22 protein-coding genes are annotated in these 22,164 nt (G+C 70.7%); 4 read left to right on the forward strand and 18 right to left on the reverse strand.

Annotation, left to right across the window (positions count from 1 at the left end):
- The first annotated feature begins 20 nt into the window (after positions 1-20).
- Positions 21-2,000, forward strand: coding sequence for a glycosyltransferase family 2 protein (locus ACFWXC_RS13190; protein ID WP_384477639.1), 1,980 nt, complete (start codon positions 21-23; stop codon positions 1,998-2,000).
- Between the two features lie 28 nt (positions 2,001-2,028).
- Here the strand turns inward: ACFWXC_RS13190 and ACFWXC_RS13195 are convergent, their stop codons facing one another.
- Positions 2,029-3,225, reverse strand: a complete 1,197-nt coding sequence (locus ACFWXC_RS13195; RefSeq protein WP_384477642.1) for an RNA-guided endonuclease InsQ/TnpB family protein — start codon at positions 3,223-3,225, stop codon at positions 2,029-2,031.
- Between the two features lie 88 nt (positions 3,226-3,313).
- On the opposite strand from ACFWXC_RS13195, the gene ACFWXC_RS13200 reads away from it, so the two are divergent.
- Positions 3,314-5,251 carry a galactose oxidase-like domain-containing protein gene (locus ACFWXC_RS13200; protein WP_384477645.1) on the forward strand — a complete coding sequence of 646 codons (1,938 nt, stop codon included), beginning with the start codon at positions 3,314-3,316 and terminating at the stop codon, positions 5,249-5,251.
- 80 nt (positions 5,252-5,331) lie between these two features.
- Here the strand turns inward: ACFWXC_RS13200 and ACFWXC_RS13205 are convergent, their stop codons facing one another.
- The 13 genes from ACFWXC_RS13205 to ACFWXC_RS13265 all read right to left on the reverse strand — a co-directional run bounded on the left by ACFWXC_RS13205 (position 5,332) and on the right by ACFWXC_RS13265 (position 17,724).
- Positions 5,332-6,360, reverse strand: coding sequence for a glycoside hydrolase family 6 protein (locus ACFWXC_RS13205; RefSeq protein WP_384477648.1), 1,029 nt, complete (start codon positions 6,358-6,360; stop codon positions 5,332-5,334).
- Between the two features lie 327 nt (positions 6,361-6,687).
- The gene (locus ACFWXC_RS13210) at positions 6,688-7,359 is read right to left on the reverse strand and encodes a class F sortase (RefSeq protein ID WP_384477651.1); all 672 of its coding nucleotides are present in this window, start codon (positions 7,357-7,359) and stop codon (positions 6,688-6,690) included.
- Positions 7,360-7,374: 15 nt separating this feature from the next.
- Positions 7,375-7,941 carry a hypothetical protein gene (locus tag ACFWXC_RS13215; RefSeq protein ID WP_384477654.1) on the reverse strand — a complete coding sequence of 189 codons (567 nt, stop codon included), beginning with the start codon at positions 7,939-7,941 and terminating at the stop codon, positions 7,375-7,377.
- Positions 7,942-8,059: 118 nt separating this feature from the next.
- Entirely contained in the window at positions 8,060-8,839 is a 780-nt protein-coding gene (locus tag ACFWXC_RS13220; RefSeq protein ID WP_351745215.1) for an HAD-IIA family hydrolase, read from the reverse strand.
- 139 nt (positions 8,840-8,978) lie between these two features.
- Positions 8,979-10,034, reverse strand: a complete 1,056-nt coding sequence (locus tag ACFWXC_RS13225) for a 2-aminoethylphosphonate ABC transporter substrate-binding protein (protein WP_384477657.1) — start codon at positions 10,032-10,034, stop codon at positions 8,979-8,981.
- A gap of 46 nt (positions 10,035-10,080) precedes the next feature.
- Complete coding sequence (locus ACFWXC_RS13230; RefSeq protein WP_384477660.1) at positions 10,081-10,878, reverse strand: ABC transporter permease; 798 nt, start codon at positions 10,876-10,878, stop codon at positions 10,081-10,083.
- A complete protein-coding gene (locus ACFWXC_RS13235) occupies positions 10,865-11,740 on the reverse strand; it encodes a 2-aminoethylphosphonate ABC transporter permease subunit (RefSeq protein ID WP_384477663.1) in 876 nt (291 codons plus the stop codon). The genes ACFWXC_RS13230 and ACFWXC_RS13235 overlap by 14 nt, the downstream gene beginning before the upstream one ends.
- Positions 11,703-12,764 carry an ABC transporter ATP-binding protein gene (locus ACFWXC_RS13240; protein WP_384477666.1) on the reverse strand — a complete coding sequence of 354 codons (1,062 nt, stop codon included), beginning with the start codon at positions 12,762-12,764 and terminating at the stop codon, positions 11,703-11,705. The genes ACFWXC_RS13235 and ACFWXC_RS13240 overlap by 38 nt, the downstream gene beginning before the upstream one ends.
- A complete protein-coding gene (locus ACFWXC_RS13245) occupies positions 12,761-13,444 on the reverse strand; it encodes a phosphonatase-like hydrolase (protein WP_384477669.1) in 684 nt (227 codons plus the stop codon). Before ACFWXC_RS13245 ends, ACFWXC_RS13240 begins: the two co-directional genes overlap by 4 nt.
- 5 nt (positions 13,445-13,449) lie before the next feature.
- Positions 13,450-14,535 carry a TIGR03364 family FAD-dependent oxidoreductase gene (locus ACFWXC_RS13250; protein WP_384477905.1) on the reverse strand — a complete coding sequence of 362 codons (1,086 nt, stop codon included), beginning with the start codon at positions 14,533-14,535 and terminating at the stop codon, positions 13,450-13,452.
- Positions 14,536-14,705: 170 nt separating this feature from the next.
- Positions 14,706-15,461 (reverse strand): GntR family transcriptional regulator, encoded by a 756-nt coding sequence (locus tag ACFWXC_RS13255; RefSeq protein WP_384477672.1) that lies wholly within the window; start codon positions 15,459-15,461, stop codon positions 14,706-14,708.
- Positions 15,462-15,547: 86 nt separating this feature from the next.
- Positions 15,548-16,480, reverse strand: a complete 933-nt coding sequence (locus ACFWXC_RS13260) for a hypothetical protein (RefSeq protein WP_384477676.1) — start codon at positions 16,478-16,480, stop codon at positions 15,548-15,550.
- 125 nt (positions 16,481-16,605) lie between these two features.
- Positions 16,606-17,724, reverse strand: a complete 1,119-nt coding sequence (locus tag ACFWXC_RS13265; protein WP_384477679.1) for an ROK family protein — start codon at positions 17,722-17,724, stop codon at positions 16,606-16,608.
- Positions 17,725-17,772: 48 nt separating this feature from the next.
- Between ACFWXC_RS13265 and ACFWXC_RS13270 the strand changes: the two genes are divergently transcribed.
- Both ACFWXC_RS13270 and ACFWXC_RS13275 read left to right on the forward strand, forming a co-directional pair.
- Positions 17,773-18,843: a Gfo/Idh/MocA family oxidoreductase gene (locus tag ACFWXC_RS13270; RefSeq protein ID WP_384477682.1), complete on the forward strand. Its 1,071-nt coding sequence runs from the start codon at positions 17,773-17,775 to the stop codon at positions 18,841-18,843.
- Positions 18,843-19,343: a heme-degrading domain-containing protein gene (locus tag ACFWXC_RS13275; RefSeq protein WP_384477685.1), complete on the forward strand. Its 501-nt coding sequence runs from the start codon at positions 18,843-18,845 to the stop codon at positions 19,341-19,343. The genes ACFWXC_RS13270 and ACFWXC_RS13275 overlap by 1 nt, the downstream gene beginning before the upstream one ends.
- Positions 19,344-19,440: 97 nt before the next feature.
- Here ACFWXC_RS13275 and ACFWXC_RS13280 read toward each other — a convergent pair whose 3' ends face one another.
- From ACFWXC_RS13280 to ACFWXC_RS13295, 4 genes are all read right to left on the reverse strand, one after another.
- The gene (locus ACFWXC_RS13280) at positions 19,441-20,298 is read right to left on the reverse strand and encodes a fumarylacetoacetate hydrolase family protein (protein ID WP_384477688.1); all 858 of its coding nucleotides are present in this window, start codon (positions 20,296-20,298) and stop codon (positions 19,441-19,443) included.
- A gap of 129 nt (positions 20,299-20,427) precedes the next feature.
- Entirely contained in the window at positions 20,428-21,132 is a 705-nt protein-coding gene (locus tag ACFWXC_RS13285; protein WP_384477691.1) for a YidC/Oxa1 family membrane protein insertase, read from the reverse strand.
- 98 nt (positions 21,133-21,230) lie between these two features.
- Positions 21,231-21,545, reverse strand: a complete 315-nt coding sequence (locus ACFWXC_RS13290) for a DUF6412 domain-containing protein (RefSeq protein ID WP_384477694.1) — start codon at positions 21,543-21,545, stop codon at positions 21,231-21,233.
- A gap of 58 nt (positions 21,546-21,603) precedes the next feature.
- Positions 21,604-22,131, reverse strand: a complete 528-nt coding sequence (locus ACFWXC_RS13295) for a winged helix-turn-helix transcriptional regulator (RefSeq protein ID WP_384477908.1) — start codon at positions 22,129-22,131, stop codon at positions 21,604-21,606.
- Positions 22,132-22,164: the final 33 nt, after the last annotated feature.

The following is a 22,164-nucleotide window of genomic DNA, read 5'->3' on the forward strand; positions in this document are numbered from 1 at the left end:
CGCGTGTGGGGGGATGACTCATGACGTCGACGCCGACGGGCGCCCGGCAGGAACAGGAACACGACCCGTCACAGACATACGACCCGTCACAGACCACACAGCTCCGCGTACCCGCACACCGAAGCACCACCGGCGCCCTGCGCCGGATCAAGAAGACACTCCCGAGATACGACTACGAGCACTACAGCAGGCTCGCGGGCCCCCTCACCCAGCCCGATCCGAGCAAACCGTACAAGGTGCAGTACCGCTCACTGCTCTCCCAGGAACCGCATCGCCTGCGCGCCGCCCTGATGCTGGGCGCGGCACCGCTGCTCTCGCTGGTGCTGCTGACCTGGCTGCTGCAGCCCGCGCACTGGACCCAGCGCGACTACCCGGCCTACGACTTCCTGCCGGCCCTCGACATCGTGATGCTGGTGTCGATCGGCCTGATCGAGTTCTTCCGCTGCCTGAACGTGCTGTCCAACGCGCACGCCACCCTGGTGGCCCGCGACCCGGTCCCGGTGGTCCCGGAGACCGGCACCCGGGTCGCGTTCATCACCACGTTCGTGCCCGGCAAGGAACCGCTGGACATGGTCACCCGGACCCTGGAGGCGGCGGTCCGGCTGCGCCATCGCGGCCTGCTGCACATCTGGCTGCTCGACGAGGGCGACGATCCGGAGGTGAAGCAGGTCTGCGCGCGCCTGGGCGTGCACCACTTCACCCGCAAGGGCGTCGAGAAGTGGAACCGGCCCAAGGGCCCGCACCGCGCCAAGACCAAGCACGGCAACTACAACGCCTGGCTGGAGGCGCACGGCGACGAGTACGACTTCTTCGCCTCCGTCGACACCGACCACGTCCCGCTGCCCAACTACCTGGAGCGGATGCTGGGTTACTTCCGTGACCCGGACATCGGCTTCGTCATCGGCCCGCAGGTGTACGGCAACTACGACAACCCCATCACCAAGGCCGCCGAGTCCCAGCAGTTCCTGTTCCACGCCCTGATCCAGCGCGCCGGCAACCGCTACGGCGGCCCGATGTTCGTCGGCACGTCCAACGCCGTACGCATCAGGGCGATCAAACAGATCGGCGGCCTGTACGACTCGATCACCGAGGACATGGCGACCGGCTTCGAGATCCACCGGGCGAAGAATCCGGCCACCGGGCGGAAGTGGCGCTCGGTGTACACCCCGGACGTGCTCGCGGTCGGCGAGGGCCCGAACGCCTGGACCGACTTCTTCACCCAGCAGCTGCGCTGGTCCCGGGGCACCTACGAGACCATCCTCAAGCAGTACTGGAAGGGCCTGTTCTCGCTGCCGCCGGGCAAGTTCTTCAACTACACCATGATGATCATCTTCTACCCGATGTCCGCGCTCAACTGGATCCTCGCGGCCCTGAGCTGCGCGCTGTTCCTGGGCCTGGGCGCCTCGGGTGTGAACATCGACCCCACCGTGTGGCTGATGCTCTACGGCAACGCCTCCGCGCTCCAGATCGGCCTGTACATCTGGAACCGGCGGCACAACGTCTCCCCGCACGAACCGGAGGGCTCCGGCGGTGTGGCCGGCATGATGATGTCGGCGCTGTCCGCGCCGATCTACGCCCGCTCGCTCATGGACGCCGTGCTGCGCCGCAAGAGCAAGTTCGTGGTCACGCCCAAGGGCGAGTCGGCCAGCCCGGACACGCTGTTCGGCACGTTCCGGATCCACTGGTTCTTCATCCTGGTCTTCGGCGGCTCGCTCGCCGCCGGCTTCGTCGGCGGCCACTCGCACCCGGCGATGCTCACCTGGGCGACGCTGGCGCTGCTCATCACGGCGGCCCCGATCCTCGCCTGGCAGTACACGCTGCGCAAGGAGAGCAGGACGCCCGCGGTCGCCGCCGAGCCGGAGGACGCGGTACCGCCCGGATACACCCGCGCGGCACACGCCCCGCAGCAACGGCCCAGCTGGGCGCCCGCGGGCAGCGGCGGGAACCCGGAGGAGACCATGCGGATCGCGCTCGGCGGGCTGGGGGGACACAAGGATTGACTTCCTCCCCTCTTGAAAGAAGGGATTCCTACGGCTCGCGCCGTAGGGGTTCCTGCTTCGTCGCCGACTGCCCGCCCGGAGAACTCCGTTGAGGTCTAACACCGGCTCCACAGGCCGACACCGCCAGCCCGGCGGCCAGAAGGTTCTTCGCGGCGTTTCCGTCGCGGTCATGCGTGATGCCGCACTCACACGTCCAGGTACGAACGTGCAGCGGCATCTTGTCCTGCAAGGCCCCGCAGTTCGAGCACAGCTTGGAGGACGGGAACCAGCGGTCGACTGCGATCACTTCACGGCCGTACCACGCTGCCTTGTACTCCAGCATCCCGCGGAACTCGCTCCACGCAGCGTCACTGATGGCACGGGCGAGCCTGCCGTTCCTGAGCAGGTTACGGACGGTGAGGTCCTCGATCACGATCGTTTGGTTCTCACGAACGAGCCGAGTGGTGAGCTTATGCAGGTTGTCCCGTCGCCGGTCGGCGACGCGGGCGTGGATACGGGCCACCTTCCGGCGTGCCTTCTCCCGGTTCGCCGACCCCTTCACCTTGCGGGCGTGTTCCCGCTGGGCCTTGGCGAGACGGGCGCGATCGCGCCGTTCATGCCGGGGATTAGTGATCTTCTCCCCGGTGGACAGGGTCAGCAGGTGGTCGAGTCCGACGTCCACGCCGACCACGTTCCCGCTGGCCGGGAGCGGCGTGACGCTGGGGTCTTCGCACAGCAGGGACACGTACCAGCGGCCGGCCGTGTCCTGCGACACGGTGACCGTGGACGGCGTGGCACCCTCGGGCAGGGAACGGGACCACACGATGGCGAGCGGTTCCGTCATCTTCGCCAGTGTCAGCTTGCCGTCGCGGAAACGGAAGGCGCTGGTGGTGTACTCGGCGGACTTGCGGGACTTCTTCAGCGACTTGAACCGTGGGTACTTCGCCCGCTTGGCGAAGAAGTTTGCGAACGCCGTCTGAAGGTGACGCAGGGCCTGCTGGAGCGGGACGGAGGAGACATCGTTGAGGTACGCGAGTTCCTCCGTCTTCTTCCATGCCGTCAGCATCGCCGAGGTCGCGTTGTAGTTGACACGCTCCTGCCGCAGGATCCACGCCTCCGTACGGGCCGCGAGCGCGAGGTTGTAAACCTTCCGCACGCACCCGAACGTGCGCGACAGCTCGGCTGCCTGCGCATCGGTCGGATAGAAGCGGAACTTGAACGCCCGCTTCACGTGAGTGGTCCCCATGCCTCACACACTAGCCCACCAATTTGTGAGCGGCCGCCAGTTGGGCTGGGAGCCGGTTCGCCATGACACCGAACTCGAAGGAGACCTGATGAACGACAGTGCCGGCGGCCGCCGGGCTCGTCGTCTCGCGATCGGCACGGCGGTGGTTCTCGTCCTGGCCGGGATGAACGGGCCGTGGGTGTACCGCTTCGGGACCGAGCAATACCACCAGTACAAGATCAACAGACCCGAGTACAAGGCCGAGAACGGCCACTGGGACGTCATCGAGTTCCCGAAGGAGTACCGCCAGGACACCATCCACGCGGTACTCCTGCACACCGGAAAGGTGCTGCTGGTCGCGGGCTCGGGCAACAACCAGGACAACTTCGACGCGAAGATCTACGACAGCCGGATCTGGGACCCGGTCAAGGGCACCGTCAAGAAGGTGCCCACCCCGGCCGACCTGTTCTGCACCGGCCACACCCAGCTCGCCGACGGCAACATCCTGATCGCCGGCGGCACCAAGCAGTACGAGAAGCTCAAGGGCGACGTCAAGAAGGCCGGCGGCGTCATGATTCTCTACAACGAGAACCCCGACAAGCCGATGACCCTGCCCAAGGGCACCCGGTTCACCGGCAAGGGGAACGGCAGGACGTTCCTCTCCGACGACTCGGTGCTGATCCCGCGCGCGACCAAGGTCTTCGACAAGAAGACCGGCAAGTTCCTGCGGAACAACCCCGGTTACGCGCGGGTCGTCGTCGAGGCGCCGAAGGAGGGCACCCAGTACGAGACCGGCACCCAGGACAACTACAGCATCGAGGGACTGACCGGCGACGACGCCCGCAACACCTACGGCATCGCCAACAAACTCGGCATGGACAAGCGGGACTTCGAAGGCATCAAGAACACCTACGAGTTCGATCCGGTCGCCGAGAAGTACATCAAGGTCGACCCGATGAACGAGGCCCGCTGGTATCCGACGCTCACCACGCTGTCGGACGGCAAGGTCCTCAGTGTCTCCGGGCTCGACGACATCGGGCAGCTGGTGCCGGGCAAGAACGAGGTCTTCGACCCGGCGACGAAGACCTGGACGTACACCAAGTACAAGCGCCAGTTCCCGACGTACCCCGCGTTGTTCCTCCTGGAGAACGGCAAGCTCTTCTACTCGGGCTCCAACGCCGGGTACGGGCCGGACGACGTGGGCCGTGACCCCGGGATCTGGGACGTCGACACCAACCGGTTCACCCAGCTGCCCGGGCTCAGCGACCCGAACAAACTGGAGACGTCCGGGACCGTGCTGCTGCCTCCGGCGCAGGACGAGAGATACATGGTGGTCGGCGGCGGCGGGGTCGGCGAGTCCAAGCTGTCGACGAACAAGACACGGCTCATCGACCTCAAGGACGCCGAGCCGAAGTTCGTGGACGGGCCCTCCCTGGAGAAGGGGACGCGGTATCCGCAGATCTCGGTACTGCCGGACGACAGCGTGCTGGTGTCGGGCGGCTCCGAGGACTACCGGGGCCGCGGCGACTCCGACATCAGGCAGGCGCGGATCTACGACACCGCCACCAACTCCTTCAAGAGGGTGGCCGATCCGCTGGTGGGGCGGAACTACCACTCCGGATCGATCCTGCTGCCGGACGGCCGGGTCATGTTCTTCGGGTCCAACCCGCTGTTCGCGGACAAGGCGGACACCAAGCCGGGGGTCTTCGAGCAGCGGATCGAGATCTACACACCGCCGTATCTCTACCGGGACTCCCGGCCGTCCCTGAGCGGAGGGCCGGCGGCCATCGCCCGGGGTGGGTCGGGGACGTTCACGTCCCAGCACGCTTCGACCATCAAGAAGGTGCGGTTGATCCGGCCGAGTGCGACCACGCATGTGACCGATGTGGATCAGCGCTCGATCGCGCTGGACTTCAGGACGTCCGGGAACCGGATCACGGTGACGGTACCGAAGAACCGGAACCTGGTGCCGTCGGGGTGGTACATGGTGTTCGTGGACGACGATCAGGGGACGCCGAGTGAGGCTCGGTGGGTGAAGGTGCCGTAGCTTTTTCCGCCGTGGCGCTCCCGCACGTGATTCTTTTGGGTGCGGGAGCACCGTGGCTGGTCGCGCAGTTCCCCGCGCCCCTAGGTTTCTGAACCCTGGGCAAGTTTCAGAGCGTAGGTCGGCCACCAATTTCCTGCCTGCGGGCCGCCCTTGCACGTGCCGTCTGATTCTCCCGGGCGTTTGACCCACAGGTAGGCGTCCACCAGGGCGTCCGCCGTCTTCTTCGTCGGCGTCTCCCCCAGGGCCCGGCCCGGTGGGTTGCACCAGCGTTCGTCCGGGTCGCCCCCCGCGTAGGGGCCGTTGCCGTTTCTGCTGGTGTCGATGACGAAGTGCTTGTTGTCCACCTTCTGGGAGAGCTGCTTGCCGTAGGTGATGGAGTCCTCGGTGGAGTAGAAGTTGGAGACGTTGACCGCGAAGCCGTCCGCCTCGGTGATGCCCGCCTGGCGGAGGGGCTGGTAGATCTGGTCGGGGTGGCCCCAGCCGGCGTTCCCGGCGTCCAGGTAGACCTTCGTGTTCTTCAGGGACCTGAGCTTGGTGATCGCGTCGCGCAGCAGGTCGTAGCGTTCCTCGGCGAACCGGTCCTGGGTGCAGCCGTCGACGAGGTGCAGGACGGCGTCCGGTTCCAGGATCACCGTGGCGGGGCGGTCCTGGATGCCCCGGGCGACCCCGTCGATCCACGCCCGGTACGCGTCGCCGTCGGCCGCGCCGCCCTGGCTGTACTGGCCGCAGTCGCGGTGCGGGATGTTGTAGAGGACCAGCAGGGCCGTACGGTCGGACTTCTGCGCGGCCTCGGTGAAACCGCGGGCCTCCTGCTCCGGGTTCTCCGGGCCGATCCACTCGCCGGTCGGCTGTTGCGCTATCTTGCGGATCTGCTCGGCGTCGGTGTCCTTGCCGGCCTTCGCGTAGGTCTTCACCTGGCGGGCCGCGTTGGAGTCGGGGTTCACCCAGAACGGGTCGGCCCCCTTGGGCTGTTGGGTGATCGCCGCGCCCGGATCCGCGGTGTCCGGCCGGTCGTCGCCGCCCCCGCCCGAGGAGCAGCCGGCGAGCAGCAGTGCCGCTCCCAGTGCCCACGTCCAGGCCGGCGGCCGGGCCCCCCTGCTGTCGTACATCCAATTCCCCCCTGGGTGCACTTGGCCAGGCCTCAATCGTGACATACCTACCGCACTCACCACGAGATCGCCCGGTCTTGTCGGTGAGCTGTTACAGCCCGGGTTGACGGCGAGGAGGAGGCCGGGCGAGCGCGAACCTAGGCCCGGGCGCGGGTTCCCCTCTAGAGTCGCTTGCGGGCGGCCCGGCCCCCGGCCGTGCCTTCCCAGCCTCCCGTGCCCGCCCCCGGGTTACTCCCGCAGCCCGGGCGCGCGCGGTCGAGGACCGGCCCGGCCGGCGGTCTCAGGGGAGCGGACCGTCGACCGGGCCAGGTGAGTCCGGTACGGCTTCTATACGGCGGTTCCGGTGAGGTACGCGGAGACGACCACGTTCGCCGTGTAGCTGTCGGTGGTCCGGTCGAAGGTGCCGCCGCAGGTGATCAGCCGGAGTTCGGCGCGGCCCGACTCGCGGGTTCCGTAGGCCTGTTGGGCGTCGAAGTCGTCGCGGGGCAGGACCTGTACGTCGTCGATGGTGAACTCGGCGACCGTGCCGTCGGTGCGGACCACGCGGATCGTCTCGCCGGGGACCAGGGCGCTGATCTTGTAGAAGACAGCGGGTCGGGTCTCGGTGTCGACGTGCCCGACCAGGATCGCGGTGCCGGCGGCTCCCGGTTCGGTCCCGGAGCCGTACCAGCCGACCACGCCGGGCTGGTCGAAGGGCGGTGGGTCGATCCCGCCCTTGCCGTCGAGGCCGCGGGCGACCACGGGGGCCTGCACGCCCAGATCCGGGATGTCGATGCGCTCGGGCGGGGCCGAGCCCAACGGCTTGGCGGCGGGCGGGAGTTCGGCGCCTACGGGGCGGCCGACGGCGGCCACGTCACCCGTGGTGGGGCCGGATATGCCGTCGGGTACCTCGGTCACCCCGCGGCCCCACAGCCACAGCCCGAGCAGCAGGATCGCCCAGGCCAAGCCGGTCAGCAGCCGCCCGGTGCCGGCGGGTCGTTCGGTTTCGTCGTCGGACATCGTCGTGCTGTCTCCTCAGCGTGAGCCGCGGCTCCGCCGGGCGCCCAGCAGCCCGACGGCGGCCGCGGCGAATCCGGCGAGGACCAGACCGGTGACCGCCTGCGCGGTGTCGGGACCGGTCGAGCGGGGCTCGACCGAGGCGAGTGGGGCGGTGCCGCCGCCGCCCGCGTGTACGGGCGCGGCCGGCGTGGCGGGCAGGACGCCGGATCCGTCCGGCTGCCCGGCCCCCGACTGCGCGAGCGGCGACTGTCCTACGACGGTGACGCTGCCGCTGACGACGGCGCCGGCGCAGGTGACCTTCACGTCGTAGGTGCCGGCGCCGATCGTGGAGCGGACCTGGCCCTCGCCGGTCAGGGTGCCGTCGTAGCCGCTGACACGGGCGTCCGAGACGAAGGCCGCCGAGGAGGCGGCGCCGGTCGTACCGGAGCAGCCGCTCACCCGCAGCGCGACGACCGAGCCCGGGGCCGGGGAGGCCGGGGTCACGGTGACTCCCTGGCCGTCCGCCGCGTGGGCGGCCGCCGGGGAGAGGCCGGCGGCGCAGGCCAGCAGTCCGGTACAGAGAGTGAGGCGAAATGAGCCCATCGTGAACCTCCAGATATCTGGAGGCTCCCCCGCACCCGGCGCCCCCGCATCCTCTGGGGGCGCCTTGTTGCTCCGTACGAGTGAGATCAGGTTTGGTGCCCGGCCGGTCGGAGGCGGTTCAGATCCGGTCGACGAGGTCCGCGATCGAGTCCACGACCTGGGAGGGACGGAACGGGTAGCGGTCGACGTCGTCCGGCTGGGTGACGCCGGACAGCACCAGGAAGGTGCGCATCCCGGCCTCCAGGCCCGCGAGGACGTCGGTGTCCATCCGGTCGCCGATCATCGCGGAGGTCTCCGAGTGGCCGCCGATCGCGTTCAGCCCCGCCCGCATCATCAGCGGGTTGGGCTTGCCGACGAAGTACGGCTCCTTGCCGGTCGCGGCGGTGATCAGCGCGGCGACCGAGCCGGTCGCGGGCAGGTCGCCCTCGACGGACGGGCCGACGTTGTCGGGGTTGGTGGCGATGAACCGGGCGCCGTCGTTGATCAGGCGCACGGCCTTGGTGAGCGCCTCGAAGGAGTAGGTGCGGGTCTCGCCGAGGATCACGAAGTCGGGTTCGTGGTCGGTGAGGATGTACCCGATGTCGTGCAGCGCGGTGGTCAGGCCGGCCTCGCCGATGACGTAGGCGCTGCCGCCGGGCCGCTGGTCGTCCAGGAACTGGGCGGTGGCCAGGGCCGAGGTCCAGATGTTGTCCACCGGCACGTCCAGGCCCATCCGGCGCAGCCGTGCGTGCAGGTCACGGGCGGTGTAGATGGAGTTGTTGGTGAGGACCAGGAACGGCTTCTCGGAGTCCCGCAGCTTCTTCAGGAAGGCGTCCGCTCCGGGGATCGGGACGCCCTCGTGGATGAGAACCCCGTCCATGTCGGTGAGCCATGACTCGATGGGCTTGCGGTCTGCCATGTGGTGCTCTCCTGGCGTGCGGATGGCGTGCATGCGGTCATGCGTGAGCTGGGGGCGCCGGAACCACGGCGTACCGACGCCCCCAGCCTAGTCAGGACTACCTGAACGCGACCCCGTCCGTCGCCTCGGTCCGGGCGGCTCAGCTGCCGGTGGCGGACTTCCAGGCGTCGACGTACGACGTGAGGTTCTTGTCGATGTCGTTCCAGTCCGGCGAGAAGACGTCGACGCCGTCCATCAGCTTGGTCAGCGCGATGGCGTTGGCGTCGACGGCCTTGACGTCGGTACGGGCGCTGAAGCCGCCGCCGACCGAGCTGACCTCCTGCTGCTGCTTGCGCGCGAGCATGAAGTCGAGGAGCTTCTTGCCGTTCTCGGTGTGCGGGGCGCCCGTGAGCAGTCCGGCCGCGTAGGGCAGCGCGAAGGTGGTGGGCTTGCCGCCCTGGGCGGCCGGGAACCAGATGCCGAGGTTGGGCATGGTCTTGGACTGGGCGTAGTTCATCTGGACGTCGCCGTTGGCGACGAGCAGTTCGCCCTTGTCGACCTTGGGGGCGAGCTTGCCGGTGGAGGCGGACGGGCCGACGTTGTTGGCCTGGAGCTTGCCGAGGTACTCCAGCGCCTGCTTCTGCCCGCCGAAGTCGTGGATCGCCTTGATCAGTACGGCGGTTCCGTCGCCGGCGACACCGGGCGTGGAGTACTGGAGCTTGTTCTTGTACTTGCCGTCGAGCAGCTCCTCCCAGGTGGTCGGGGCCTGCTTCAGCTCCTTCTTGTTGTAGACGAAGCCGAAGTAGTTGTTGACGACGGAGGTCCAGGTGCCGTCGGCGGCCTTGTCGGCGCCGCCGACCTGCTCCGAGTCCTTCGGCTGGTACTTCTGCAGGAGGCCCTTGCTGTCGGCCTGCTGGACGAAGGGCGGGAGGGTGACCAGGACGTCGGCCTGCGTGTTGCTCTTCTCCCGCAGGGCGCGCTGCACCACCTCGCCGGAGCCGCCCTCGACGTACTCGACCTTGATGCCGGTCTGCTTCTGGAAGTCGGCGAAGACCTTGTCGTACCAGCCGTCGTTGTTCTCGCCCTTGAGTCCGTCGGCGCTGTAGACGGTGACGACCTTCTCGTCGGCGGCGGCCGAGGAGCCGCCGCAGGCGGAGAGCAGCGGGGTGGCGAGGAGGGAGACGGCTACGGCGATCTTGAGCGTGTTTCTGGGCATGGCGAGGCTAACTCCTTGCGTCGGTAAGGGTTCTGGATCAGTGCGATCAGCGGTACGAAGCTCGGTTGCGGACGCGGGAGACGGCGAACAGGGCGATCAGGGTCGCCGCCATGAGGACCACCGCGAGGGCGGAGCCGGCGAACAGGGCGCCGCGGTCGGTGGCCGAGTAGATCAGGACGGGAAGCGGGGTCCAGTCGGGCGGATAGAGCATCATCGTGGCGCTCAGCTCGCCCATGGACAGGGCGAAGCAGAGGCCCGCGGCGGCGGTCAGGGAAGGCAGCAGCAGGGGCAGCCGCACCCGCCAGAGCACATAGGCCGGCCGGGCGCCGAGGGAGGCGGCGGCCTGTTCGTACGCCGGGTCGAGACGGGTGATGGCGGCCGACACCGACTGGTAGGCGAAGGCGGTCACCAGCACGGTGTGGGCGAGGATGACGATCCACCGGGTGCCGTTGAGCAGCATCGGCGGCTTGGAGAAGGCCACCAGGAGGGCCAGCCCGACCACCACCGACGGCACGGCGACCGGCAGCACGAACAGGGCGTCGACCAGGGCCTTGCGGCGCCTGCCGAGGGCATGGGCGGCGAGCGCGGCCCAGGTGCCGACGGCGAGCGCGAGCAGGCTCGCGGTGACGGCGGTGACGAGGCTGGTGGTGAGCGCCTGGAGGGCGTCACCGCGGGTGGCGGAACGGAAGTTGCCGGTGGTCAGCCCCGAGGGCAGGGCGCCGGACCAGTGGGTGGCGAAGGAGGCGCCGAGGACGACGAGCAGAGGGAGGGCGAAGAGCGGCAGGAAGAGGACGAGGAACACCGCCCACACCGCCCACTTGGCCTTGCGGCTATGCACCAGCACGACGGCTCACCACCCGGTAGAGGCCGTAGAGACCCACGGAGATCAGGACGTTGACGACGGCGACGACACAGGCGCCCGGGTAGTCGGACTCCAGGATCGCCTTGCTGTAGACGAGCATCGGGAGGGTGGTGACCCCCTTGGCGCCGGTGAACAGCACGATCCCGAACTCGTTGAGACACAGCACCAGCACCAGGCTCCCGCCGGCCGCGAGCGCGGGCACCGCCTCGGGAAGGATCACCTGCCGCACGATCCGCGGCGCCCGCGCCCCCAGACTCGACGCCGCCTCCAGCTGCGCGGTGTCGAGCTGCGAGAACGCGGCGAGCAGCGGCCGCATCACGAACGGCGTGAAGTAGGTGACCTCGGCCAGCAGCACCCCCCAGGGGGTGGTCAGGAACTGGAAGGACCCGATGATCCCGGTCGTGCCGTAGATGAAGAGCAGGGCGAGGGTGATGAGGAAGGAGGGGAAGGAGAGATAGACGTCGATGAAGCGGGCGACGGCTCTGGCACCGGGGAAGGGAACGAAGGCGATGATCAGCGCGAGCAGGAACCCGAGGACCATGCACCCGACGGTGGAGGAGACGGCGATCCAGACGGTGGTCCACAGGGCGTTACGGAACGACTCGGAGGCGAACACATCGGCGTACGCCTGGAAGGAGGTACCGCCCGTGTCCGGCTGCACGGACTGCTGAACGACGAGGGCGAGTGGATAAAGGAAAAAGAGAGCGAGGAGAGCTATTGGGGGCAACGTCCACAGCAACCGCGCCCCAAAGGGGCGCGGGGAACTGCGCGACCAGCCCCCACCGGCCCGCGGCCGACGCACAACCTCAGTCACGGCCAACCCCCGCCGGCAGCAACACCGCATCCTCCGGCGCGAAGTGCAACGCCACTTCGTCCCCGAACCCCGGCGGATCCCGCAACTCCCGCAGATCAGCCATCACCGCATGTCCACCCACCTCGACGTACAAGCGATGCGTGGCCCCCCGCCACTGGATCTCCTTTACGACACCCACAAGCTGATTGGGCCCCTGCCCCAGCCCCACCAGATGCGGCCGCACACACAACGTGGCCCGCGCCCCGGCAACCGCACCCCCCGTCTCGACCTTCACCGCGACCCCCGCGAAGTCCACTCCCCCGGTCCCCACGGTCACCGGCAGCAGGTTCGCCCCGCCGACGAAGGACGCCGTGAACTCGTCGGCAGGCGCCCGGTACAGCTCGGTCGGCGTCCCGCACGCCCGCAGTCTCGCCCGGTCCATCACGGCGATCCGGTCGGCGAGGGTGAGCGCCTCGACCTGGTCATGGGTGACGTAGAGGATCGACACGTCGGGCAACTCCCGGTGCAGCCGGGCCAGTTCGGCGAGCATCCCGGAGCGGAGCTGCGCGTCGAGCGCCGACAGCGGCTCGTCAAGGAGCAGCACCTCCGGCCGGATGGCCAGCGCCCGCGCGATGGCGACCCGCTGCTGCTGCCCGCCGGACAGCTCCCGCGGATAGCGGCGCGCGTACGCCGCCATCCCGGTCATCTCCAGCGCCTCGGCGACCCGTTCGCGGACCTCGCCCTTGGGCGTCCTGCGGGCCTTGAGCCCGAAGGCCACGTTGTCGGCGACCCGCAGGTGCGGGAACAGCGCGTACTGCTGCACGACCATCCCGATCCCCCGCCGGTACGGCGGCAGGTCGGTGACGTCCCGGTCGCCGAGGAACACCCGCCCGGAGACGGGCCGTACGAACCCGGCGACCGCCCGCAGCGCGGTGGTCTTGCCGGAGCCGGACGGCCCGAGCAGGGCCATCACCTCGCCGGGTGCGACGGTGAGGTCGAGGGATTCGAGGGCGAAACTGTCGACGTTCCCGTCGTAGGTGACGCTCACCGAGTCGAAGCGGATGCCGCTGGTCATCCGAGCACTCCCGGCAGGTCCGCGACCGAGTCCAGGACATGGGTCGCGCCGGCCGCCCGCAGCGCGTCCGCGTCGTGCGCGCCGGTCAGCACCCCGGCGACCAGGCCCGCGCCGGCGCGGACGCCGGTGAGCATGTCGTAGGAGGTGTCGCCGACGACGGCGACCTGGCGGACGTCGTCCGCGGCGGCCGTGCGCAGCAGCGCGGTGAGGACCATGTCGGGGTACGGCCGCCCGCGGCCCCCGGCATCGGCGGGGCACAGGGTGAGCGGCACCAGGTCCTGCCAGCCGAGGGCGGCGAGGATCGCGTCCTGGGTGGCGCGGGCGAACCCGGTGGTGAGGACGACGGTACGGCCGTCCGCCCGGAGCTTCTCGATGGTCTCGCGGGCGCCGGGCAGGGCGTGCACCCTGCCGCCGTCGACGAGTTCGGCGTAGGCCGCCTCGAAGGCCCGGTTGGCCTCCTGGGCCTTGGTCTCCTCCCCGAACAGGTGCCGGAAGACGGAGATCTTGGACTCGCCCATGGTGGCGCGGACGTAGTCGATCATGAGGTCGGGGTCGGCGCCCAGATGGCGGGCGGCCGCCGTGAACGCCTGCTCGACGAGCCCGCCGTCCGCGACGGTCGTACCGGCCATGTCCAGCACGACGAGTCGGATGTCTGGAGTCATCTCAGCCATGTCGGTCATCTCTCTCACCAGCCCAGTTCGTTCGCGGTCGTCTCGGCTATCGCGGGCGAGCAGGTCATGCCGCGCCCGCCGGGCCCGGTGACCAGCCACACCCCGTCGGCCAGCTCCTGCCGGTGCACCACCCGGGTGGTGTCGGTGCACTGCGCGTACACCCCGGCCCAGCGGTGCCGGATGCGCGGCAGCGGCCGGCCGAGGAGGGACTCGACGACGCCGGTGAGGTGCTCGTAGGGCTCCTCGACGGTGTCGAAGGCGAAGGGGTGCTCGTACTCGTGGGTGTCGCCGATGGTCAGCCCGCCGTCGGCGCGCTGCACCATGAGCAGCTGCATACGGTGCACGGCCGCCGTCTCCGGCTGCGGCCGGCCGGCGTTGAGGGCGTCCAGGGCCGGGGAGGCGTACGCCGGGTAGTAGCGGAAGCTGTCGGCGTCGGCGACCGAGGTGGGGAGGGGTTCGCCGAGCGGGTCGGTCTGCATCATCTGGAGCCGGACGCGGCGCACGGGCAGGTCGGGTCCGGCCAGCTCGCGGACCAGGCCGCCGAGCCAGGCGCCGGTGCACAGGACGACGGCGTCGGCGTGGTGGACGTCGCCGTGGTCGTCGCGGACCGTCCCGGGGCCGGTCACCTCGCGGACCTCGCGGCCCGGCAGGAAGGTGTAGTTCGGGGACTTCAGCAGCTCGGCGCGGAGGGCGAGCTGGGCGGTGCGGGGCTCGACGGCCGCGTCCCGCTCGCAGTAGAGGGCGGCGTCGAAGTCACCGCGCAGGGCGGGGTTCAGGGCGCGGGCCTCGGCGGGCGTGAGCAGCTTGTGGCCACGGGCGGCCGCGTCCGCGCGGGCCACGGCGGCCTCGGCGACGGCGAGTTCGTACGCGCCGCGCACCGGGGTCAGCGACCCGTTGGCGCGGAAGCCGAGCGCGGGCACCCGGCCGCCGATCTCCTCCCACAGCTCCCGGGCCCGCAGGGCGGTTTCGAGCTCCTCTCCGCCCGCGCGCCCGCTCACCCAGATCTGCCCGAAGTTGCGCAGCGAGGCACCGCGGGCCTCGGCCTCGCGCTCGATCTGCACGACCTCGTGGCCGCGTTCCACTGCTTGCCAGGCGTGCATGGTGCCCACCACGCCTGCTCCGACGACTGTCACTCTCACGACCGCCACGCTCCTCGCGACTGGGGAACCGGAATGGACCGGCTGACAACGAGAGCGTGAACTGGTCATCACGTTTGGGCTAGACCCGTTATCTTTTCGTGATACTTGAAAGGGGGCGAAATCGGTGTTTTTCAGCCGCGCAGATGGGCCGTGAACGAGAACCGGTCCCCCCGGTACAGCGACCGCACCCGCTCCAGCGGCCGTCCCCCGGTGTCCCGTGACACCCGGTGGATCAGCAGCATCGGCAGGGCCGGCGGGGTGCCGATGAGGAGGGCCTCGCGCGGGGTGGCCAGCACGGTCTCGATGCGTTCGTCGGCGTCCCCGAAGGCGATGCCCTTCTCGTGCAGATAGCCGTAGAAGGAGGAGTCGGGGTGGAAGTCGGTGTCGAGGTGCGGGACCCGGGCCACGGCGACATAGGTGCTCTCCAGGCCGACCCGCTCGTCGTCGGCGAGCAGCACGCGCTCCAGGTGCCAGACGGGCTCGCCGCGTTCGAGGCCGGTCTCGTCGGCGAGGGCGGCCGGGCAGGGGAAGCGGTCGAGGGTGACCAGGCTACGGCCGGGGGTGCGCCCCTGACGCCGTACGCCTTCGGTGTAGCTGGCGAGGGAGAGCGGCTGCGCCAGCTTGGGCCCGGCGACGACCGTGCCGCGGCCCTGCCGGCGCAGCTTGCCCTCCAGCACCAGCTCGCGCAGCGCCTGCCGGACGGTCTCGCGGGCGACGCCGTACTCCTCCGACAGGTCGCGCTCGGTGGGGATGACGTTGCCCTCCCCCAGATCGCCGACGAGATCATCGATCCGCGCCTTCACCGCGTAGTACTTCGGGATGCGGCCGTGCTCCGGGATGCCGGAGCGGACGGGGGCGCCGGGGGCCTGGTCGTTCGGGTAGTCCACGCAGGGATGTTCGCAGACTGCGCCTTCGTCGTCGGGCGGGGGTCGTCGGGCGGGGGTCGTCAGGCAGGGTCGTGGGACGACGCCGCTCACCGCCGTCTGCGGGCCAGCAGGAACACGCTGCCCCCGACGGCGAGCAGGGCGACGGCGGCCGCGAGCAGCCCGTGGGCCAGGCCGAGGCCGGTGCCGGCCAGCTCGCGGGCGCGTTCTCCGGCCTCCTCGGCCGCTTCGGCGAAGGGCAGGGCGCCCCCCGGGGAGGCGGTGGGGGTGCCCTCAGGGGTGACCTCGGGGGTCGCCCCAGGGCTGGCGTCGGGGCTGGGGCTGGTGCCGGGGCTGGCGTCCGGGTCGGTTCCCGCGGAGGTTCCCGGGGAGGTCCCCGGGCCGACCTCCGCGCCGATGGAGGGGACGGCGGGGGCGGCGCTCGCGGGCGGCGGCTCGCCGCCGATGCCGAAGCGGTAGTCGTCCGACTCCCCCACCCAGTCGCCGTCCGACCCCCGCCGCTGCACGACGGCCGCGTTGGCCGTGACCGCGTTCGGTACGGCGTCGGAGGCGACGGCGAGTCTGACCTTCACCGAGACGGTCGCCCCGGGTGCCACGGTGAGCCCCGGGAAGTCGTTCCCGTCGAACACGCCGACCAGCTCGGACTCGTCGGTCTCCGTCAGCGGGACCGGGCGGGTGCGCGGGCCGTCGTAGAACTCCAGCTCGGCCTGGGACGGCTTGAGGGCCCGTTTGTCGTCGACGAGGACGACGACCGGGTGGACGTCGGTGCAGGTGCGGTCGGTGGTGTTGGTGAGGTCCAGGTACCAGGTGCCGTAACCGCCGCCGGCCTCGTAGGACGAGGGGCCGCCGTGGATACGGGTAGCGAGGGGGAAGCCCTGCTCGTCGGCGCCCGCGCAGGAGCCGCCGGCGGGGGCGGTGGTCTCCGACGACGACAGGGGCGCGGCGGTCGCCGACGGCACCGGGGTGAGAACGGCGGCTGCGGCCACGCAGAGGGACAGGGACGTGCTCAGTCGCATGATCATGTGATCATGCCGGGCACCGCCGGGACCGGACCGGTGCCACTCCGCGAGGGCACGCCAACTCCGCTCGATCAGCCCCCTGCGCTCCGCCTCCCCGCCCGCTGCCCGCTGTCCGCCGCCCCCTGCCGTCAGCCGTCCGCGCGGCCGAACAGCGGGGCGAGCAGCAGCTGGGCCGCGCCCTCCGCGACCCGCCGGTCACTGCCGGGGGCGAGCCGGACGGGGACGGTCGTGCCGAGGCTGCCCTCCCGGCGGGCGCGGGCGTCGAGGACGGCGGCGACGCCGCGGACGAAGGTCTCCGGGGCGGCCGCGACCGTACGGCCGCCGAGCAGCACGAGGTCGATGTCGAGCAGCGCGGCCAGGTTCGCGGCCCCGGCGCCCAGCACCCGCGCCGCCTCCGCCGGGTCCGCGCGGCCCACCGCCGCCAGGCAGAGCGCCTCGATGCAGCCCCGGTTGCCGCAGTGGCACAGGGGTCCGTCCAGCTGGATGACCTGGTGCCCGAACTCCCCCGCCCCGGTCCGCGTGCCCCGGTGCACGCTGCCGCCGATCACCAGTCCGGCGCCGAGCCCCGTACCGAGGTGCAGGTAGGCGAAGGAGCCGCCCTCGCCGCCGACGGCGAGTCCGAGGGCGGCCGCGTTGCTGTCCTTGTCGACGACGACCGGCACCCCGAGCCGCTCCGCGAGCGCGTCCCGCAGCGGGAAACCGTCCCACTCGGGGAACCCGGTGACCCGGTGCAGCACACCGTGGATGTGGTCGAGCGGCCCGGGCGCCGCCACGCCGACCCCGAGGACCTCTCCGGGCGCCTCCTCGCGCAGCTCGCCGACCAGCTCCGCGGCGGCCCCCAGCACGGCCGCCGCCCCCGCTCCCAGGTCCAGCTCGCCGTGCCGGGCGCCGACGACCGTGCCGTCGAGGTCGACCAGTACGGCACGCAGTTCGTCCCGGTCGAGCTGCAGCCCGACCCCGTGCCCGGCCTCCGGCACCAGCCGCAGTACGGTGGCCGGCTTGCCCCCCGTGGACGCGCGCCGTCCGGCCTCCGCCGCGAGGCCCTCCTCGCGCAGCCGGGCGGTGATCTTGCTGACCGCCTGCGGGGTGAGCCCGGTGCGCTCGGCCAGTTCGAGCCGGCTGATGCCGTCCTCCCCCGCCGTGCGCAGCAGATCCAGCACCAGCGCGGCGTTGTGACTGCGCATGGCCGGCAGGTTCGCTCCGGCCGCACCCGGTCGTCCGCTCCTCGTCCTGTTCACGCCACCCATTCTCCCCACCGCTTGCGCTTTAGCAACAGCGTTGCCAAAGTGGGAGGCATGACAGCTGCCACTCCCCTCCGCGTCGGCCTCATCGGCTACGGCCTCGCCGGATCCGTCTTCCACGCCCCCCTGATCGCCGCCACCGAGGGCCTCGCCCTGGACACGGTGGTCACCTCGAACCCCGAGCGGCAGGCGCAGGCGAAGGCCGAGTTCCCCGAGGTCCGAACGGCCGCCGGCCCCGACGAGCTGTTCGACCGGTCCGGCGACCTCGACCTGGTCGTCATCGCCTCCCCGAACAAGACGCATGTCCCGCTGGCGACGACCGCGCTCAAGGCGGGCCTGCCGGTCGTGGTCGACAAGCCGGTGGCCGGCACCGCGGCCGAGGCGCGCGAGCTGGCCGCCCTGGCCGAGGAGCGCGGCCTGCTGCTCTCGGTCTTCCAGAACCGCCGCTGGGACAACGACTTCCTCACCCTGCGCAGCCTCCTCGAGCAGGGCGAGCTCGGCGACCCCTGGCGCTTCGAGTCCCGCTTCGAGCGCTGGCGCCCGCAGCCCAAGGGCGGCTGGCGCGAGTCCGGCGACCCGGCAGAGATCGGAGGTCTCCTCTACGACCTCGGCAGCCATGTCGTCGACCAGGCCCTGGTCCTCTTCGGCCCGGCCACCGAGGTGTACGCCGAGTCGGTCATCCGCCGGGACGGTGCCGAGACGGACGACGACACCTTCATCGCCGTCACCCACGCGAGCGGCGTCCGCTCCCACCTCTATGCCTCGGCGACGGCGGCCCAGCTCGGCCCGCGCTTCCGGGTGCTGGGCTCGAAGGCGGGTTACGTCAAGTACGGCCTGGACCCGCAGGAGGCGGCGCTGCGCGAGGGCGAGCGCCCGGGTCCCGGATGGGGCGCCGAGCCGGAGTCCCTCTACGGCAGGCTCGGCGCCGGGGAGTCCCCGGTGACCGGCGCCGGCCGTGCCGTTCCCACCCTCCCCGGCGACTACCCCGCGTACTACGCGGCGGTGGCCGGGGCGCTGCGGGGCGAAGGCCCCAACCCGGTGACCGCGCTGGAGGCGGCCGCCGCCCTGGACGTACTGGAAGCAGCCCGCCGCTCGGCCCGAGACAAGGTGACGGTGACCCTCTGATGCACCACCCGCAGATCACTCCCCGGTCCACCCCCGAACTCACCCCGTCGGTGGAGGAGCTGGAGAAGCAGGAACGTCTCCTGGTCTTCCGGCAGTTCACCTACGACGACGCGTGGGCCCTCGGCTCCCTGCTGGTGGAGATGGCACGGGAGCGGCAGGCCCCGGTGGCCATCGACATCCACCGCGCCGGCCAGCAGCTCTTCCACGCGGCCCTGCCCGGCTCGACCCCCGACAACGACGCGTGGATCGTCCGCAAGCGCCGGGTGGTGGAGCGCTACGGCTCCGCGTCCTACCTGGTGGGAGCCCGCTTCCGGGCGAAGGGCACGACGTTCGAGGAGTCCTCCCGCCTGGACCCGGACGAGTTCGCGGCCCACGGCGGCTCCTTCCCGATCACCGTGGAGAACGTGGGAGTGATCGGGTCGGTGACGGTCTCCGGCCTGCCCCAACTCCAGGACCACCGTTTCGTGGTGGAGGCCCTGGAGCGATTTTTGGAGGCGTAGCCGACAAAAAGGGGCGCGGGGAACTGCGCGACCAGCCACATCCGGCCCGCAGCCGACCGACCGGAGCAGTTCCCCGCCGCCCCTCCCAGCAGAGCGCCTACGCGTTCTTGAACTCCTGCCGCTGCCGACCGAGCCCCGCGATCTCCAGCTCCACCACGTCCCCGCCCCGCAGGAACGGCTTCGGCTCGGGCGCCCCCAGCGCAACCCCCGCCGGGGTCCCCGTGTTGATGACGTCCCCGGGGTAGAGGACCATGAACTGGCTGACGTACCGCACGACTTCCGCGACCGAGAAGATCTGCTCGCCGGTGGTCCCGTCCTGCTTCAGCTCCCCGTTGACCCAGAGCTTCAGCGACAGCTCCTGCGGATCCCCGACCTCGTCCGCCGTGACCAGCCACGGCCCGAGCGGGTTGAACGTCTCGCAGTTCTTCCCCTTGTCCCAGGTCCCGCCCCGCTCGATCTGGAACTCCCGCTCGGACACGTCGTGCGCGACCGCGTACCCGGCGACGTACGCCAGCGGATCCTCGTCGTCGGCCAGATAACGCGCCGTACGCCCGATGACGACCGCCAGCTCCACCTCCCAGTCGGTCTTCTCGGACCCGCGAGGGACCAGCACCGTGTCGTGCGGCCCCACGACCGTGTCCGCGGCCTTGAAGAAGATGACCGGCTCGGTCGGCGGCTCGGCGCCGGTCTCGCGGGCGTGGTCGTGGTAGTTGAGCCCGATGCACACGATCTTGCCGATCCGCCCGAGCGGCGGTCCGACCCGCAGCCCGGTCGCGTCGAGCGCGGGCAGCTCCCCGGCCTCGGCGGCGGCGCGGACCCGGCCGAGCGCGGCCTCGTCGGCGAGCAGGGTCCCGTCGATGTCGTCGACGATCCCGGACAGGTCCCGCAGGACCCCCTCGGCGTCGAGCAGCGCGGGCCGCTCCGCCCCCGCCGTACCGACTCGCAGCAGCTTCATGGTCGTCACCATCTCCCTTGATAGCGGGCGCCCGGCCGATGGGTGCAGCCATCGGAGGACTGGTCGATCCTCCGAGAAGAACTTGCAGCGGGCAATACCCTGTTCACGTACTGGACCGTACTCCCGCCCTCATCGGTACAGCACAGCGCGTTCGACGGCACTCCACGTCGTACTGGTCACCACGTACAGCGCGGCGGCCAGCGGCACCACGGCCACGGTGAACAGAGTGAAGTACGACAGGTAGGGCGTGACCTTGGTGACCGCGCCCAGCCCCGGCACCTGCTCACCTTCCACGCCGCTCGCGACCGCCCCCGCCGTCGTCCGCCTGGTGCGCAGGAAGGTGAACGTGGCGACCGCGGCGACGAGGACGAACAGCCCCAGATAGACCAGCCCGGCGCCCCCGGACCCGTTGCCGAGGACGTCGGCCCCGCGCCCGCCGAGGGGGGCGCCCAGCAGCGAATGGTTCAGCAGGCTGTTGTCGTGGCCGCCGATCGTGGAGCTCGAGAAGAGGTGGTACAGGAGGAAGAACGCGGGCAGTTGCAGCAGCCCGGGCAGACAGCCGGACAGCGGTGACACCTTCTCCTGCGTGTGCAGTTCCAGCACGGCCTTCTGCAGCGCCTCCTGGTCCTTGCCGTGCTTCTTCCGCAACTCCGCGATTCTCGGCTGGAGCGCGGTCCGGGCCCGCTGGCCACGGGCGGCGGCACGGGACAGGGGATGCACGAGCAGCCGTACGAGCGCGGTGAACAGGACGATCGCGGCGGCGGCCGCGGAGGCGTGGAAGAACGGCTGGAGCAGGTCGGCGAGTTGCTCGACCAGGGCAGCGAAAACGGACATGGGTGGGAGCCCTCCGGGGGTCTCGTCGTGCCGTGGGTGAAGAGGTGGAACGGCATGACGACCCGCGCGGGGTCACCCGGAACGGGTTCTCGGGTGCCTTACGCGGTGGTCGCCGGGAGGGCGTGTCCGGGGGCTCGGGGGCGGCTCCGGCCCTTGGCGTCCGGGTCCCGCTGCGGCAGGAAGGCGGTACGCCGGGCCCGGTCGCGGATCGCCGTACGGACCCGGGTGGGCGGCACGGCGGGCGCGGAGCGGGCGGCGAGGACGGAGGAGACCGCGAGGGCAGAGCCGACGGCGGCGGTCGCGGCGAGCGCGACGGTGGTGAAGAGGCTGCCGGAGTCGAGCAGCAGGAGATCGAGCAGCACGAGCAGCAGGAAGGCGACGGGGCGCGACGGCACGGCCGACCAGCGGTTCACGTGCGTCCTCCCCCTTCCCCACTGCCTGCTCTACTGCTTATCGACTGCCTGTCGCTGTTTATACATGATCGGTTTCCATCGGTTCCAGGAGCCTCTTGGGCTTGAGGAGCGCCCGGCTGACCGGATCCGCCGGGTCGGGGTCGAGTCCCGGTCCCGGCGTAATAAGAACGTCGGCGACGGGCACGACGGTTCCGCACGCGGGACATTCGCCGTACGACCCGAGTTCGGTGCCGCAGTCCGCGTGCCGGAAGTAGCGCAGCCGGCAGTCCATGAGGTGCTCGCGCCCCCAGACGGCGAGGGCGCGCAGGGCCGGCCACAGCTCGGTCCCGCGCTCGGTGATGACGTACTCGTCCCGGGGCGGCGACTCCTGGTACCGGCGCTTCTCCAGGATCCCCACCTCGGTGAGCGCCTTGAGGCGGGCCGACAGGACGGCGCGCGGGATGCCGAGGTGGACGAGGAAGTCGTTGTAGCGCCGTACGCCGTAGAGCGCGTCGCGGACGACGAGCAGCGTCCAGCGCTCGCCGACGACCTCCAGCGCGCGGGCGATCGAGCACTCCTGCGTCACATAGTCCTTGCCCAGTGCCATGGGGACCACCTTAGTCAGTTCCTCCACGCTAGG

It is taken from the genome of Streptomyces sp. NPDC058683 (assembly GCF_042716195.1).
GTDB lineage: Bacteria > Actinomycetota > Actinomycetes > Streptomycetales > Streptomycetaceae > Streptomyces.